This is a genomic window from Synechococcus sp. RC10A2, assembly GCF_047502605.1.
Genome location: NZ_JANSHP010000042.1, coordinates 101,718 through 118,020 on the forward strand (window position 1 = coordinate 101,718; position 16,303 = coordinate 118,020).

General features: G+C 64.6%; 15 protein-coding genes. 13 read left to right on the forward strand and 2 right to left on the reverse strand.

What is annotated here, in order from left to right; genetic code table 11:
* Positions 1 to 7 precede the first annotated feature (7 nt).
* From murD to NW848_RS04795, 13 genes are all read left to right on the forward strand, one after another.
* Complete coding sequence (gene murD, locus NW848_RS04735) at positions 8 to 1,543, forward strand: UDP-N-acetylmuramoyl-L-alanine--D-glutamate ligase (RefSeq protein WP_414510551.1); 1,536 nt, start codon at positions 8 to 10, stop codon at positions 1,541 to 1,543.
* A complete protein-coding gene (locus NW848_RS04740; protein WP_414510552.1) occupies positions 1,522 to 2,766 on the forward strand; it encodes an FtsW/RodA/SpoVE family cell cycle protein in 1,245 nt (414 codons plus the stop codon). Before murD ends, NW848_RS04740 begins: the two co-directional genes overlap by 22 nt.
* The gene (locus tag NW848_RS04745; protein ID WP_414510553.1) at positions 2,763 to 3,875 is read left to right on the forward strand and encodes a UDP-N-acetylglucosamine--N-acetylmuramyl-(pentapeptide) pyrophosphoryl-undecaprenol N-acetylglucosamine transferase; all 1,113 of its coding nucleotides are present in this window, start codon (positions 2,763 to 2,765) and stop codon (positions 3,873 to 3,875) included. Before NW848_RS04740 ends, NW848_RS04745 begins: the two co-directional genes overlap by 4 nt.
* 26 nt (positions 3,876 to 3,901) lie before the next feature.
* A complete protein-coding gene (murC, locus tag NW848_RS04750; RefSeq protein WP_414510840.1) occupies positions 3,902 to 6,250 on the forward strand; it encodes a UDP-N-acetylmuramate--L-alanine ligase in 2,349 nt (782 codons plus the stop codon).
* A gap of 3 nt (positions 6,251 to 6,253) precedes the next feature.
* Complete coding sequence (locus NW848_RS04755) at positions 6,254 to 7,183, forward strand: cell division protein FtsQ/DivIB (RefSeq protein ID WP_414510554.1); 930 nt, start codon at positions 6,254 to 6,256, stop codon at positions 7,181 to 7,183.
* The gene (locus tag NW848_RS04760; RefSeq protein ID WP_414510555.1) at positions 7,180 to 7,929 is read left to right on the forward strand and encodes a DUF881 domain-containing protein; all 750 of its coding nucleotides are present in this window, start codon (positions 7,180 to 7,182) and stop codon (positions 7,927 to 7,929) included. Before NW848_RS04755 ends, NW848_RS04760 begins: the two co-directional genes overlap by 4 nt.
* Positions 7,926 to 8,285 carry a DUF1290 domain-containing protein gene (locus tag NW848_RS04765; protein WP_414510556.1) on the forward strand — a complete coding sequence of 120 codons (360 nt, stop codon included), beginning with the start codon at positions 7,926 to 7,928 and terminating at the stop codon, positions 8,283 to 8,285. Before NW848_RS04760 ends, NW848_RS04765 begins: the two co-directional genes overlap by 4 nt.
* On the forward strand, positions 8,282 to 9,511 hold the full coding sequence (gene ftsA, locus NW848_RS04770) for a cell division protein FtsA (protein WP_414510557.1): 1,230 nt from the start codon (positions 8,282 to 8,284) through the stop codon (positions 9,509 to 9,511). Before NW848_RS04765 ends, ftsA begins: the two co-directional genes overlap by 4 nt.
* A gap of 27 nt (positions 9,512 to 9,538) precedes the next feature.
* Positions 9,539 to 10,729, forward strand: coding sequence for a cell division protein FtsZ (gene ftsZ / locus NW848_RS04775; RefSeq protein ID WP_414510558.1), 1,191 nt, complete (start codon positions 9,539 to 9,541; stop codon positions 10,727 to 10,729).
* A gap of 95 nt (positions 10,730 to 10,824) precedes the next feature.
* Positions 10,825 to 11,904, forward strand: coding sequence for a tetratricopeptide repeat protein (locus NW848_RS04780; RefSeq protein ID WP_414510559.1), 1,080 nt, complete (start codon positions 10,825 to 10,827; stop codon positions 11,902 to 11,904).
* Entirely contained in the window at positions 11,892 to 13,349 is a 1,458-nt protein-coding gene (locus NW848_RS04785) for a tetratricopeptide repeat protein (protein WP_414510560.1), read from the forward strand. The genes NW848_RS04780 and NW848_RS04785 overlap by 13 nt, the downstream gene beginning before the upstream one ends.
* Positions 13,346 to 14,020, forward strand: coding sequence for a PilZ domain-containing protein (locus NW848_RS04790; protein WP_414510561.1), 675 nt, complete (start codon positions 13,346 to 13,348; stop codon positions 14,018 to 14,020). Before NW848_RS04785 ends, NW848_RS04790 begins: the two co-directional genes overlap by 4 nt.
* Positions 14,004 to 14,927, forward strand: coding sequence for a glycosyltransferase family 2 protein (locus NW848_RS04795; RefSeq protein ID WP_414510562.1), 924 nt, complete (start codon positions 14,004 to 14,006; stop codon positions 14,925 to 14,927). Before NW848_RS04790 ends, NW848_RS04795 begins: the two co-directional genes overlap by 17 nt.
* On the opposite strand, the gene NW848_RS04800 is transcribed toward NW848_RS04795, so the two are convergent.
* Together NW848_RS04800 and NW848_RS04805 are read right to left on the reverse strand one after the other, a co-directional pair.
* Positions 14,922 to 15,761, reverse strand: a complete 840-nt coding sequence (locus NW848_RS04800; RefSeq protein WP_414510563.1) for a shikimate dehydrogenase — start codon at positions 15,759 to 15,761, stop codon at positions 14,922 to 14,924. The two genes, NW848_RS04795 and NW848_RS04800, sit on opposite strands and share 6 nt — an antisense overlap.
* Complete coding sequence (locus tag NW848_RS04805; RefSeq protein WP_414510564.1) at positions 15,758 to 16,303, reverse strand: YqeG family HAD IIIA-type phosphatase; 546 nt, start codon at positions 16,301 to 16,303, stop codon at positions 15,758 to 15,760. Before NW848_RS04805 ends, NW848_RS04800 begins: the two co-directional genes overlap by 4 nt.

The following is a 16,303-nucleotide window of genomic DNA, read 5'->3' on the forward strand; positions in this document are numbered from 1 at the left end:
GCAAGCCATGAGTGCGTTCGCGGACAAGCGAGTGGCGGTGATTGGCGCGGGGCGTAGCGGCGTCGCGGCGGCGCACGCGCTCGCCAGGCGCGGCGCACAAGTAGAGGTTTCTGACCGAAAGCTGTATACTGAGCTGCCGCACGCCGACGCGCTGGCGGGGCAGGGGATTGCGCTTCATGCGCAGACAGACGCGCCTGCCAGCCTGCAAGGGTACGACCTCGTAGTGGTCAGCCCAGGCGTGCCGCCCAGCCATCCGATTTTCGCGTTGGCAGAGGCAGCAGGCGTGCCCGTATGGAGTGAAATCGAGCTGGGCTACCAGATCGCGCGCGCGCCCATCATCGCCGTCACGGGTACGAACGGCAAGACCACGACCACAGTGCTGATTCATCACATTCTGCGAACGATGGGGCTGCGCGCTCACCTGTGCGGGAACATCGCAGGGATTGACGACGAGCAGACGCTTACGGAAGCCGCCGAGCGCGCCACACCCGACGAGTGGCTTGTGGCGGAGGTCAGTTCGTTTCAACTCCTGCATACGCACGCTTTTCGCCCCCGAATCGCGGTCATCACGAACATTCGGCATGACCACTTGGACTATCACGGTACCTGGGAAGCCTACGCGCTTGCGAAAGCGAAGATTCTGGCAAATCAGACGCCCGACGACTGGGCAGTGCTAAATGGGGAAGATTCGGGGGTGAGGTGGGTTGTAGATCGATTATTAAATGTACCCCCCTCCTTAAGGTTCCTCCCGCTTCGCGAGGGGAACCACGCAGGTTCTGTTTCGCTCACCTCTGCAGAATTGCCCCCACTTGGCGAAGAGGGGCAGGGCTTGGTTCCCCCTGCGAGCAGGGGGAACCTTAAGGAGGGGGTCAATGCAACTTCCCAGTTCGCAAGAGGTGTCGGCAGGAGACTCTTTTTCACGCAGTCGGAACCAGTAGTAAAACTTTCAGGCAAAACCTTAAACATCGCCGATTTGCCCAAGCCTGCGCTGTTGGGCGTACACGGTCTGGAAAACGCGCTCGCAGCGGCGACCGTCGCCAGCATTCTGGGTTGTACGCCTGAGCAACTGCGCGAGGCACTCGAAAGTTTCAAAGGTGTGCCGCACCGCATGGAGTTCGTCGGCGAGTGGGGAGGGGTGCGCTACATTAATAACTCCATGTGTACGAATGCCGACGCGCTGGAAAAGTCGCTTCAGGCGACGCCGAAGCCGTGTCTGGTAATTGCGGGCGGCGTGGACAAGAACGATAGCATTGCGCAGTTGGCGGAATCGCTCGCGCGTCATGCAGCGCATGTGCTTCTGATTGGGCGAGACGGCGCGGCAGTGGGCGCAGCGCTGGACGCGCTCGGATACATGCGCTGGCGCTATGTAGGCGACTTAGCAAGCGCGGTTGCGGAAGTGGCGCAGCTTGCCCGCGCGGGGGATGCCGTGATTCTTGCGCCGGGATGCGCGAGTTTCGACCAGTTCCGCAACTTCGCGGATCGGGGGGAGCAGTTCAAACGCTTAGTACAGGAGGTGCTTGAATGCGGCAGTCCCACATCCTGAAAAACGCGCGTCATTCGGCTGATCCGTCGCGCGCGTCGCCAGCACCTGTCGCTGCGCGCTCGACGGGCGTGCATCCTGCGCTGTTGTGGACGCCGTTCGTGCTTGCGCTCGTGGGGCTATTTTTTCAAAGCAGTGTTGGGATTGCGGAGTTCAGTCGCCTCACGAAGGCGGGAACGCCGCCTGCCGTGTTGGATGCGTTCCGCCCCGTGCTGATGCAGGCACTGTGGCTGGTGGTTGGTGCGGGCGTGATGTGGGTTTGCAGTCGCGTGCGGGGATGGCTCTGGCTTGCGAGCGCGTGGGTGTGGTTGCTGCTGGGGTGGGGCGCGCTGCTATGGCTCGCGCTGAAATTGCCAGGCGCGCTCACGATAAACGGCGCGACGCGCTGGCTCGGATTGCCTGTTCCCGTGATTAGCGGAATCACCGTGCAGCCTGCCGAGTTCTACAAATTGGCAACCTTACTTTGGCTGACGGCGTTGTGGAGCGCGCCGCGCCTGCGCGCGTCGCTCGGCACATGGTTGGGCGTACTACTCTGGCTCTCTGGAATCGGGCTGATTATGTTGCAGCCCGACAAGGACACAGCGGTGTTGGTGTTCCTGTTAGGGTTCGGGATCGCTTTTCTGGGCGGGTTGCGTGCGCAGTGGGTGTGTTTCGGGGCGCTTGGGGCTGCGCTGTTGGCAGGCGCGGTGGTGGCGACGCCCTTGATGCTTGGCGCGCTGCGCGACCAGCCATGGGAGACGCAGCCAGGCGCATATGTTGTCAAGCGTATTCAAGCGACACTGGATCCGTGGGCGCATGAGCGCGAGGCAGGCTACCAGATGGTGCGCGCACAGATAGCAGTCGGCAGCGGCGGACTATTCGGCGTAGGCGTCGGCGAGGGGCGCGAGAAGCGCGGTCTGCCTGCAGTGGAGAGCGACTACATCTTCGCCGCCATCGCTGAGGAGATGGGGCTGGTGGGCAGTCTGGGCGTAATCGGGCTGTTGGGACTGTTGGTGTGGGCGTGCTTTGAGAGTGCGCGGCGTGCGTCCACGCGCGCGGCAAGGCTATATTGGGGCGGGTTAGGTATATGGCTCGGTGTCGGCGCGCTGATGAACCTCAGCATGGCGGTGGGAATGCTGCCGACGATGGGCTTGCCGTTGCCGTTCGTGAGCGCGGGCGGCTCCGCGCTGGTGAGCCTGCTGGCAGCGTTGGGCATCGGAATCGCGCTGGCGAAGGAGACGCCATGAGGGTCGCAATTGCGGGCGGGATTACAGGCGGGCATCTGTTCCCTGCGCTGGTGGTGGCGCAAGCGTTGCAGGCGCGGGGGCACGAGGTGCTGTATCTCGGCGCGAAGCACGGCATTGAAGGGCGCGTCCCGCTCCCTGTGCCGCATGCGCTGCTGGAGATGAGCGGGCTGCGTTCCACGCAGCGCACGCTGTGGTCTCTGCTGCAGACGATTTGGCGTGTGCGCGGCGAGGCGCACCGCCATCTGCAGGCGTTCGGCGCGGAGGTGATGTTCACCACGGGCGGTTACGCCTCTGTGCCGATTGCGCTGGCGTTCCTGCGGTTGAGCAAGCGACTGGTGTTGTTGGAGCCTGACGCGCTACCAGGCAAGGCGAACCGCTGGTTGGCGCGGCGCGCCGTGCGTATCTGCGTGAACTTCGAGGAGGCGGCGCAGGTGTTCGGGCGCGCAACGACCATGCGCACAGGGCTACCTGTGCGTCCTGAAGTCTACTTGCCTGATGTAGAGCCGACCACCGCGCGCGACCATTTCGGGCTGAAACGCGACAAATTCTGCGTGCTGGTGGTTGGGGGCAGTCAAGGGGCGCAAGCGTTAAACGAGGCGGCGCTGAACACGGTTCAATATCTGCCGTTAAGCGAGCTTCAGTGGCTTCATATCACAGGCGAGGCGCATTTTGAACTGGTGCGCAGCACGGCGGAGCGGCTGGGATTGAACGGCAACTATCATCCGCGTGCGTTTCTGCCCGCGCGCGAGATGGGACTGGCGTACCGCGCGGCGGATGTGGTCGTCGGGCGCGGCGGCGCGGGTAGCCTTACCGAATTTGCGCTCAACGGGCTGCCGATGATCCTGGTTCCGTACCCCCACGCGGCGGGGGGGCATCAGCGGTATAATTGCACCGCGTTGGCGGCGCGGGGCGCAGCGGAGGTTATCGACCAAGCTGCACTTTCGCCCCAGCGGCTGGCGGAGCGATTGCTGGAGTTGCGCGACTGTCCACAGCGACGCGCCCAGATGCAGGCTGCCGCACGCGCATGGGCAATCCCGAACGCCGCCGAGCGCATCGTGCAACTGTTAGAGGAGGTTGGCGCGTGTACACACCCACAGGTATCCGCCTAACGACAAATCGAGAGCCGAGCCTGTCGATGGCATTCCACTTCGTCGGAATCGGTGGGGCAGGGATGTCTGCGCTCGCGCGCTGGCTGCGACACAAAGGCGCGCGCATCAGCGGCTCAGATCTCGTGGAATCCCCGATATTAGACGCGCTGCGTAAAATCGGAGTGGACGCCTACGCCGCGCACGATGCCAACCGCATGGGGCAGCCCGACTGGGTCGTGGTGTCTGACGCCATCCACCCTGATAATCCCGAAGTGATCGAAGCCCTTCGACGCGAGATTCCTATCTGGCGACGCTCGCAACTAATGGGTTGGCTGCTGCGCGACTACAAAGTCATCGCAATCGCAGGCACGCACGGCAAGTCCACCACCACCGCCATGACCGCAACGATTCTGGAGGCAGCGGGATATGACCCAACCGTGCTGATAGGCGCGGATGTGCCCCTGCCTGCGCCGTGGCAGGGCAACCTACGACTGGGCAACAGCGAATGGGCAGTCGTGGAAGCCTGTGAAGCCTACGAATCGTTTCTGGATATTCGCCCGTATCTCGCGCTGATTACGAACATCGAGCCTGACCATCTGGACTATCACGGCACCTTTGAGCGATTGCTCAAGAGTTTTGCGAATTTCAGCAAGCATGTGCCTCGCGAGGGCTATCTGGTTGCCTGCGGCGACAGTCATGGTGTGCGCGAGATGGTGAAAATGCTACATGGGATTGGCGGGCACGAGCGACCGCCGATCCTGTATGGGCTGGGGTCGCATAACGACCTCCGCGCGGAGATTACCGCGCGCCCGCCGACCTACACCGAGTTTCGCGTGCATAATAGCCACTGGCTATCGGATGCCGAGCCGACGCTGCGCATCCCCGTCTTGGGCGAGCATAATGTGCAAAACGCGCTGGGGGCGACATGCATCGCGCTACTGCTGGGCGTCCCTGTGGCGGTGATTCGGGACGCGCTGGCGCACTTTCGGGGGGTCAAGCGCAGGCAGGAAATCGTCGGCGAGGCGATGAGCATCACCGTGGTAGACGACTATGCGCACCACCCGACGGAGATACGCGCCGCACTGAGCGCACTGCGCCAGCGGTTCCCCAACCGCCGACTGGTGGTGGTCTACCAGCCTCACCTGTATAGCCGCACGCGCGACCAGTTGCACGGACTGATAGAGAGCCTTGCCGCTGCAGACTTTGCGGTCATCACGGATATTTACCCCGCGCGCGAGCAGCCGATTCCAGGCGTCAGCGCGGCGCTGATTGCTGATGGGCTGCTGGAGCGCGACTGCCCGCCTACGCTCTATGTGCCCATCAAGGAGCAGATTCCGTCGCGCCTAATCCCGCATTTGCAGCCGAACGATGTGGTCGTGGTGATGGGTGCAGGGGATATAGAGAAGATTGCGCCGTTGCTGCTGCGTCGGTTGGAGGCGCGTGGTCAGGCGCGGCGGCTCACAGTCGCCGTGCTGATGGGCGGCGACTCGCCTGAACGGGATGTGTCGCTGCTGTCGGGACTGCGCGTGATGCAGGCGCTGAACCCCGATAAGTATCACGCCGTCGCAGTAGACCCCGCCTTGCTTACGGGCAAGGAGGGCTACTGGGGCTTGCAGGAGTTGCTGACGCAGGAGCGTCCCGATGTGGCGTTTATCGCGCTGCACGGCAGGCACGGCGAGGACGGGGCAGTGCAGGGGCTTCTGGAACTGCTCGGCATCCCGTATACAGGCTCTGGCGTGCTGCCCAGCGCGCTGGCGATGAATAAGTATATCGCGAAGATGGTCTTCCGCGAGGTGGGGCTAACCACGCCGAACGCGCTGCTGCTCAGCGATGCGGAAGATGAAAGCCTGGAGCGCGTGCAACGACGGCTGCGCTTGCCCGTGATTGTGAAGCCGAATCAGGGCGGCTCAACGCTGGGGGCGATGCGCGTGTTCGCATGGGACGCGCTGCCACGCGCCTTGCGCAAAGCGTTCGCCTACGACGCGCACGCGCTCGTGGAGGAACTCATCGAGGGCGTGGAGGTTTCTGTGCCCGTGCTGGGTGTGCGCGAACCGTATGCGCTGCCCCCTGTGGAGATTGCCCCCAAAAGCGGCTACTACGACTTCCACGCGAAGTATGTGCCTGGCGAGACAGAAGAGATTGTGCCCGCGCGCCTGCCCAGCGAGATTCTGGAACTGCTGCAGCAGACTGCTGTTACGGCGCACCTTGCGCTGGGCTGTCGGGGCATGAGCCGCGTGGATATGATTGTGCGCGAGACGACCCCGTATGTGTTAGAGGTGAACACGATTCCGGGCTTGACGCCGACCTCGTTGCTGCCGCGCAGCGCGGAGGCGGCAGGGCTAAGTTTCGGCGAACTCGTCGAGCGCATCTTGAGCGACGCGCTGGAGGAGGTGTAGCGTATGCGTTTGCGGGAACGCGGCACGCGCGTGCGGATACGAAGCCAAGCGACTGCCTCACGGCTTGCTCCCGTGCTGGAGCCGACGGGGAGGTTCAGCATGCCCGCGCCTGCGCGGGCGGCTGGGCACAGACGTTCCAAGCGTCGCGCAGGGCGCGTGTCGCCGTTCGGGAGGTGGATAGGGCGCAACGCGGAGCCGCTCCTGTGGGCGACCGCGCTGAGTGCGCTGGCGCTGAGCCTGTGGTTCTCGCCACGCACTCAGTTGACCCATCTTGAGGTGGTAGGTGCGCCGTGGGAGGCGCGCGCGGGACTCTATGCGCTGCTCCAGACGCACTTGCGCCGGCCGATGCCGTTGCACGACTCGCCGCGTCAGGTGGAGCGTGCAGTGCAGGCACTGGATTGGGTGCGGCAAGCACGGTGGCAGGCGGCAGGGGTGGGGCGGGCGCGCCTGCTCGTCGTCCCGCGTGTGCCGTTCGCCGAGATTCGGGACGAAAATGGCGCCCGAATTTTCGCGGACGCCACAGGATTTTTGTTCGCGCCCCCGAATCCGAATCCGCGACCCACATCGGGCTTGATTCGACTCGCGCAGGATAGTACGCGCCGATGGAACGGGCGCTACGCCGAGGGTGAGATGCGAGCAGCGTTGGAGATTTTGCGTGCGGTCAGCCACCGCGCCGATGTGCGCCGCCCGCGAGTGCATCTATCCCGCACAAACGGGATACGGCTGTACGCGGAGGTGCAACGCGGCGCAGAGACGCCTGTCGCCGTGCAACTCCGCTTCGGCGACGCGAACGCGCTCGAACGGCAACTTGCGACGATGCACCGCCTGCTGGAGATGCCTTTGTCCGAGTTGCGCCAGTGGGAGTATGTGGACATCAGCACGCCCGACGCGGAGGCGGTCAAACCGCGCGCGACAACCGGGGGTGAGCAATGAGCGAGAACAAGTTGAAGCAGATGACTGTCTTTTTCGCGATTTGGCTGGTCGTGGGGCTGCTGCTGGGGATGGCATTCAAGGAGCAGACACGCATCCGCACTGCCGAGTTGCCCAGCGCGCGCCTGCCTGACCTCGCACGCGCCTATGTGCAGGAGAAGCGTTCCAACGCCGCGCTGGAAGAGGAGATACGCCAACTGCGCCAGCGCATCAACGAACTGGAGAACGCCTTCGCCAGCGGCACCAAGCAGGCGCAAGTGCTGAGCCAGAGCCTGCAGGAAGCGAAGATGATTGCGGGCTTGCTGGAAGTGGAAGGTCCAGGCATCGAACTAATCTTGCAAGACAGCAAGAAGCGTCCGTCGGGCGACTCGCCTGAGTTATTGCCCGAACTCTACACGATTCACGACTACGACCTGCTGCGCGTGGTGAACGAACTGCGTCAGGCGGGCGCGGAGGCGATTAGCATCAACGGGCAGCGCATCGTCGCCACGACGGGAATCCGATGCACGGGTCCTGTGGTGTTCGTCAACGATGTGAAGATGGCGTCGCCGTTCGTGGTGCTGGCGATTGGCGACCCGAAGACACTGATTGGCGCGCTGGAGATGCCTGGCGGCGCGCTCGCGGACTTGAAAAGCGTAGACCCCAAGATGGCGCAGGTAAGGCAGCTGGACAAGGTACGCATTCCCGCGTTCAGCGGCTCCACCCAGTTTCGTTATGCACGCCCTGTGACGGAGGAGGCGAAGCCATGATTGCTGTGGGTCTGATTGGCTTGCTGCTGGGTGTGGTTATCGCGTCGGTGGCGTTGGACATCCCGCTGCCCGAGGAGTGGGCGGCGTACCTTTCGCTGGCGGCGTTGGCGGGTCTCGACACGGCGTTCGGGGGCTGGCGCGCCGCGCTGGAAGGTCGCTTCCACGCCGATGTGTTCGTGTCGGGCTTTATCGTGAACGCGCTGCTGGCGGCGATGCTGGCGTACTTGGGCGACCGAATCGGGGTGGACCTGTTTCTCGCGGCGGTGGTGACGCTTGGCGGACGGATGTTTTTGAACCTATCACTCATTCGTCGCTATTACCTTAATCAGTGGGCGCTAAGGCGGCAACGAGGATGACACTCATCACCGGGCTCGATATCGGCACGACGAAGGTGTGCTGCTTCGCGGTGCAGCGGGGCGCGGAGGGAACGCTGCAGCCTGCGGGCTACGGCATCGCGCCGTGCCGCGGGCTGAAGCAGGGGCAGGTCGTCGATATGGAGCAGACGGTCGCCGCCATCCAGCACGCCGTTCACGAAGCGCAGACGATGGGGGAACTCACCATCACGGGCGTCGTGCTGGGCGTCACGGGCGAACATATCGAGTCGATTCAGCGACGCGCGGAGATTACCATTACACGCCCCGACCGCGAGGTCACACAGGAAGATTTAGAGCGTCTGCGCTTCAACCTGCAGCAGGTTCATCTGCCGCCCGATCGCGAGCTGATTCACACGCTCATTCGGCAATACATCCTCGATGGGCAGTCAGGTATCCTTAACCCCCTCGGCATGAGCGCGTCGCACCTGCAGGCGGAGGCGACGCTTGTGACGGGCGGGCTGACCTTCCTGCAGAACCTGCGTCGTTGCGTGGAGCGCGCAGGGCTGGAGGTGCAGGCGATGGCGCTGGAGCCGCTGGCGTCGGGCTTGGCGACGCTGACCCCCGAAGAGCGCGAAATCGGCGTTGCGCTCATCGATATCGGCGGCGGCACTACCGATGTCGCGATTTTCATTGACGGCGCGCTCGCGTATACCAGCGCCGTGCCGCTTGGCGGGAATCAGGTGACCCGTGATGTGTATATCATGTTTCGCTTGGCAGATCCGCAGGAAGCCGAGCGATTGAAACACGAATTCGGGAGCGCGCTGGCAGCGCGCGTGCCCGAAACCGAGAGGGTATCCTATCGGGAAATGGGAACGAATGAGGAGCGTCGGGTGCCCCGACGGCTGTTTACTGAGGTTATCGAGGAGAGGATGCGCGAGATTCTGGAGTATGCCCGCGAGGAGCTGGAACGCTCTGGGCTGTACGACCGTCTGGCGGCAGGGGTCGTGCTGACTGGGGGCGGCTCGTGTCTGCCGTGCACCACCGAGCTGGGGCGGCAGGTGTTCGACGCGCTGCCGGTGCGTCTGGGGACGCCGCAGCCGCGTGAGGTTGTGTTGCCCAGCGCGCTTCAGAAGCCCGCGTTCGCGACCGCTGTCGGACTCGCGCTCTATGGCGTGCAACTCTTCCCCGAGACCGACAGCCCCATCGCACCCACGCGCTTATGGAAACAACTTGTTCAAACCGTTCGTCGCTGGTTTCAACGACACTGAGAACCCTATCGTTTTAGGAGACTTACCATGGCCAAGGATCGCGCAACGCATCGAGAGAATGGACTTTTGGAAGTGCAAGCCGTTTTGAAAGTGGTCGGCGTCGGCGGCGGCGGCGGGAACGCCGTGAACCGCATGATCGAAGTCGGCGTGCAGGGCGTGGAGTTCATCGCCATGAACACAGACCAGCAAGTGCTTGGCAAATCGCGTGCGCCGGCGAAGATCCCTTTAGGCGTCGGGATTACTCGTGGGCTGGGCGCGGGGGGCAATCCCGAGGCGGGTCGGAGCGCCGCCGAAGAGAGCCGCCACGAAATCCGCCGAGCGCTGGAGGGCGCGGATCTGGTGTTTATCACCGCTGGGCTGGGCGGCGGCACAGGCACTGGCGCCGCGCCGATTATCGCCGAAATCGCCCAAGAACTGGGCGCACTCACCATCGCTGTCGTCACCAAACCGTTCAAGTTCGAAGGACCTCGACGCTGGAAAGTCGCGGAGGAAGGGGCGCAACTCCTGCGCAAACATGTGGACGCGATGATTGTGGTGCAAAACGACCGCCTCATCGATGTGTCGGAGCGCACCACGACGATGACCGAGGCGTTTCGAATGGCGGATGATGTGCTGCGCAGCGGCGTGCAGGGCATCTCCGACATCATCAACTACGCAGGCGAGATTAATGTGGACTTCGCAGATGTACGCACCATCTTCAAGGACGCAGGCACTGCGCTGATGGGGCTGGGCAAGGGCACAGGCGAAAACCGCATGATTCAAGCCGTGCAGGAGGCATCCACCAGCAAACTGCTTGAATCGTCTATCTACGGCGCGCGCAGGCTACTCGTGAACATTACCACAGGCGAGGACATCGGCATCTACGAGGTGCAGGAGGCGATGAACCTGCTGTACCAGATGACCGACCCCGAAGAGGCGAACATCATCTTCGGGCATGTCATCAAGCCTGGCATGACGGATGTGGTACAGGTAACGGTGCTGGCGACAGGCTTCCCCGAAGAGCCGCTGTCCAAAGAGGCGGCGGTGCAGATGAAGCCTCAGCCAGAACCGCATCCGCTCGACATCGCCCGCGCACGGATGGATGCTGCGACGCCGCGCACGACCACGCCTGAACCGCCCCGCACGGTAAACCCGACGCCCGAACGCCAACGCCCCGAACCGCGCCTCTCGCGCGAAGACCTTGACATCCCTGCCTTCTTGCGCAGGCGCGGGCAGTAAGCCTTGACTCAACCGACACACCGAGCCACAAAGCCCCCGAAGCACTCGGGGGCTTTGCTATTCCGAGTTAATGAGGTACAATACGGCGGGGAGCGATGTCTAAAAACGGTACGACGGACACGAAAGCGCACGCCGAGCAACTGATGCGCGAGGCGGTATCGCTGTTTGAGCAGGGGCGGCTGGAGGAGGCGCTGCTGGCATGTGAGGGCGCGCTGGCGCTGGACGAGACCTACGCGCCCGCGCTGTCGCTGAAGGGGCTGATTCACGAGCGGCGCGGGCAGGTCGCTGAAGCGATAGCGGCTTACGAGCGCGTGCAGGCAGTGAACCCGCTGAGCGTTGCGGAGCGGGCGCGGCTGGACGCCCTGCGTCGTCAGGCGCGCGCGGCGGTGCGCCCTGCGCCCGTGCGCCCACTGTGGGTGGAGACGCTACCTGTCGCGTTGGCGTTTCTGGGAGAGGGGCTGGTCTTGCTGATTGGCTTCGCGCTGATTTTGCGCTGGAGCGCGCCGCCTGCGCCCGCGCCGAGCCAGCCCGTGGCGTCTTCAGCCGAGACCCTCGCGTCCGCCCCCCTGCCGCCAAGCACCGTCCCTGCGCCGCCTGCCGAGACGCCGCCGCCCAACCCGCCACAAGCGATTGTACCCCCCGTAACGGTTGACCCGTCGCGCCTGGCGCTTGCGCCTGCAGAGCCTGCGCTCCCGCGCGGCGAGATACCGACCCTGCCTGCGCCCGAATCGAAACCCGCGCCCAAGCAGGAGACGCCCAAAACCGAGGGCGACCGTCCCCGCGACGCCGAAGTGATGCCCGATGTGAAAGTGGAAGAGACCCAGCGCGGCGTGTACGAAATCCGTGTGGAGCGCGTACCGCCCCAATCGCCGAATCGCAACGCGCCCCGCGCTTCGGACGCGCTCACGCAAGCGCAGAACCTGCAGCGCGCAGGCAACTACCGCGAGGCAATCCAAGCCTACCTGCAGGCGTTGCCCACTGCGCCGAACCCCGCCGAAGTACATCAGCAAATCGCCACCTGCTACCTGCGCTTAGGCGACAAAGCGAACGCGCGTACCCACTTCCTGCAAGCAATCGCCGAGTATGAACGCCAGATTCAGGCAGGACGCGAGGTGGAGGCGGCGCGCCAGGGCATCGCTGCCTGCCAGAACGGGCTACTGCTATGCAACGAGTAGCCGCGCTGCTGGGGGCGACGCTTCTGCTGTGGGCGAGCGGTTGGACACAGCCGACCCTCCTGATTTTCGCTGACCCCGCGCCGCCTGTGCAACACGACGGTCAGCCGTATGACCCAAATATCGACCTCAAGCCCCACCTGACGCCGTTCCTGCAGGAGTTGCGCAAAGTGCGCGTGGAGTGGTACGCGCCGAACCACTCTATTGCGCGGCAGTTTGGCGAGCAGCGCGGGCTGAGCGCGGAGCAACTTGCGAACCCGACGCCTGCCCTGCGCGGGCAACTGGCGCGCGCATGGGGCGCAGAGTTTGTGATGACCGTGCGCTGTACGCGCGCACCTACACAGACCAGCTACGAGTATGCAATCAAAGTCTGGCGATTGGGCGTGCGTGTGCCCGTGTGGGAGACCGAAGGCTTTCAGCAGGTCGCTACCCGACAGGGCAGACTGGACGACATGACCGCGCTGCAGACTCTGGGGCGCACCGTCGCGATGCGCCTGGACACGGAACTGTGGGAGGCGCTGCCGCGCCTCGCCGAGCAGGTTCAGACGCCCGCGCCTACGCCCACACGCGCGGAGACTCCCCGACCTACCGAACCGCGCCCACTCGCCGAGCAGCTCCTGCGTGAAGGCAAGCACATCGAGGCGCTGCCCCACCTACGCGCCGCCGTCAACGCGCAACCCGAAGACCCGAACTTGCGGATGGAGCTTGTCCATCTCTACCGTCGCTTGAACCTGAGTGAGCAAGCGCAGCACGAGCTGGCGCGCGCGACGCAAATTCACCCGAACGACGAGCGATTCGTGCTGGAATGGGCGTCGCTCCTGCAGGCAGAGGGCAAAACGATCGAGGCGGTGAGCCATCTGCAGAGCGCGCTGCGCGCGCAGCCCGACGCGATTGCCCTGCGCCTCGCGCTGTTCGATATGCTGCTAATGCAGGGCGACGCGCCTGCCGCCGCGCGGACGCTGCAGCCTGTCGCCGAGCAGAACGGGGCAGAGGTCGCCTACCGACGCTATCTGCTGCAGGGCGCGACCCGTATGCTGGAGAACCTGCCCAACGGTAGCTATGAACTTACAGAGGTGCGCGCCGCGCTGTGGCTGCAGATTGCCAGCGGACTGCTGACCGACCTCGCCAGTGAGCTACTGGATCTGCGTCGCCTTGCCAGCGATCCCAGCCCGAACTGGAGCGCGCTGCGCACGCGCGGGGAGCAAGCCGTGCTGAACGCGCTGCACATCGGGCAGTGGCTCGAACGCGCCGAGCCGACCGAGGTGACCCGCCGCACACTCGCCCACACACGCTTCGCCAGCCAGATGCTCATCCAAGCCGCGCAACAGATGGCACGATACTTGCTGTCGCGCAATCCGGAGGAGGAAGCGCGCGCCAGCCTGCTGCGCATCGAAGCGATGCGCGAGCTGGAATCGGCGCGAAGCGCGCTCCCGAAATACGCGCCATGACCGACTGGACTTCGCTGGGGATTGGGTTGGGACTTGCCCTGTTGGGAGGCGCGCTGATTGCGCTGGGCAGCCGCCGCTGGAGCCTGTGCCCGCTGCGCGAGTGCCCCGCGCTGGAAGCAGGGCAGCGCGTGGAGTTCACCGTAGAGGGCAAGCAGTATGCCACCGTGCTTTCGGGGATTGACGGCGACGCCCTGCACCTTGCGCCACCGCTGGAGCGGGGGCTGCCCGTCTCGTTCGAGGTGGGAACCTTCGCCGAGCTACGCCTGACGACGCCCGCAGGGGTCTATGAAGCAACAATCCAGTTCGTGGGACGCGCGACGCGCCCGCAGCCGAGCTTGATTGCGCGAGTCGCCTCCCGCTGGCGACATATCCAGCGACGCCGACACGAGCGCTTCACGCTGCCTGACGAGGTTTCCGTCGTGATGCATGTGGCAGGCGACTACTGGATTGGCTGGGTACGCGATGCGAGCGCAGGTGGGCTGCGTATCTACGCGCCGACCGCGCTTGCGCCGAACGCACGCCTAACGCTGGAGTTGCCCGCCGCCCTGCGCGGGATTGCGGGCAACGACACACTCCACGCCGCCCGCGTCGTCGCCTGCGAACGCGCTCCCACTCGGCACGGCTATACTTACCAGCTACGCCTTGCCTTCCTCGATGCATCCCACGCCTGATGTGTCGGTCATCATCGTCAGCTATAACACGCGCGAGCTGCTACGCGAGTGTATCGAGTCGATTTTGTGTGCGCAGGGCGACGATGCGGTGGCGGCAGAGGTCATCGTGGTCGACAACGCCTCCGCCGACGGCAGCGCAGCGATGGTCGCCGAGCGGTTCCCCCAAGTGCGCCTGATTGCCAACGCCGACAATCGCGGCTTCGGCGCGGCATGCAATCAAGGGCTGGAGGTCGCGCGCGGGCGCTACGCGCTGATTCTGAACGCCGACATCCGCGCCCAGCACGGCGCACTGCAACGGCTGGTAGCGTTTATGGACGCGCACCCCGACGCAGCCATCTGTGGGGGGCAACTGCGCTACCCCGACGGGCGCATCCAGCCCTCCTGCGCCCGCGAACTCACGCTCTGGTGGGTCTTCTGCGAGCAGAGCATGCTGGCGAAACTGTTCCCGCACACGCGCCTGTTTGGGGGCTACTGGCGCACGCACTGGGACTTCAGCGCGACGATTGAGACCGAACAGGTGATGGGCGCGTGCATGATGCTCCGACGCCCCTTCCCGCGCTTCGACGAAGATTACTTCCTGTATTGCGAGGACACCGACCTGTGCTACCGCGTGCGGCAGTCAGGGGGCAAGATTTACTATGTGCATGACGCCGTGTTCGTGCATCACTTAGGCGCGAGCGGCGAGCCGCAACGGGCGCAGATGGTGATTTACTACAATCGCGGCAAGGAGCGCTATTTTCGCAAGTTTCACGGCGCGTGGCAGGCGCGGGCATGTCGCTGGCTCAACAAGGGCGGCGCGCTGCTGCGCGTGCTGCTGGGGCTGGCAGGCGTCGCGCTCACGCTGGGCAGGCGTCCGCGCTTGAGGCAGTATACGGCGACTTTTTGGCAGGTGTGGCGTGAGTCATAACTCCAGCGCTTGCAGTGCAGCCCTGCGCATCGCCTCTACGGGCGCAGGGCTGCCTGTCCAGCGTTCAAGGGCGCGCGCGCCCTGATGCACCAGCATGCCCAGCCCGTCGACGGTTGTCAGCCCCCGCGCCGACGCCGCTTGGAGCAGGCGCGTCTGCAGCGGGCGGTATACCAAGTCACACACCCACGCGCCTGCAGGCAGCGACTCCACGGGCAGGGGAGGCGTCGTGTCCGTGTGCGGTTCCATCCCCAGCGAAGTGCCGTTCACGACGCCATCTGCGTGCGCGGCGCATTCGGCGAGCGCGTCGCGTTCCAGCGGTAATACGCCTGCACAGCCGAACGCCGCCGCCAACGCCTCCGCGCGTTCGCGCGAGCGATTCGCTATCCACACGGTACAGCCTTGCTGACGCAGCGCGTACACGACTGCGCGCGACGCGCCGCCCGCGCCCAGCACTAGCACGGTCTGACCCGCAGGATTCACGCCCGCCTCGTAGAGTGCGCGTAGGAAGCCCTCGGCGTCCGTGTTATCGCCCACCAGCCGTTCTCCGTCCCAAAACAGCGTGTTGACCGCGCCGATGTGTCGGGCAGCGTCTGTCAGCCCGTCCAGCAACGGGATGACCGCTTCCTTGTGCGGAATCGTTAGGTTCAGCCCGCGAATGCCCAGCCCGCGCATCCCAGCGATTGCCTGCGCGAGCCTGTCGGGGGCGACCTCGAACGCCAAGTAGACCCAGTTCAGCCCCAGCGCATAGAACGCGGCGTTGTGCATTGCGGGCGAGAGCGAGTGGCGCACAGGGTAGCCCAGCACGCCTGTCAGGACTGTGTGCGCGTCGATCATCCGCCGTCCTCGATGCGGTAGGGTTGCAGTCGCTTCAGCAGCCACTTCTCCACCTGGCGGCTGAGTTTCGTGCCGATGAACTCGCGTGGGTGCATCGGGTGTACCCAAATCGTGTAGATGCCCAGCCGATTGCCGCCCCAGATGTCGGTAAACAGTTGGTCGCCGACGATGGCTGCGTGTTCGGGAGCGACATTCAGCATCTCCAGCGCGCGGCGGAGCATGGCGCGGCGCGGCTTCATCGGTCCCCGCGCGTAGGGAATGCCTAAAGTCTCGCTGAGCCACTGCAGTCGCCCCAGGTTGCGCGTGTTGGACACGAAACAGAGCTGAATACCCGCCGCCTGCATCTGCTTGACCCACTCGGCGACTTCGGGAGGCACTTTGCGACTGCGCCAGGGCGTGATGGTGTTATCCAAGTCCAGCAGCAGCGCGCGGATACCCCGCGCCTGCAGGCGTTCGGGCGCTATCTCCGCGACGCTCTGCACATGCTCATCGGGGCACCAGCGCCGCAGCCAGCGCGGTGGCGCGTCTTTCCGAAACCGCAT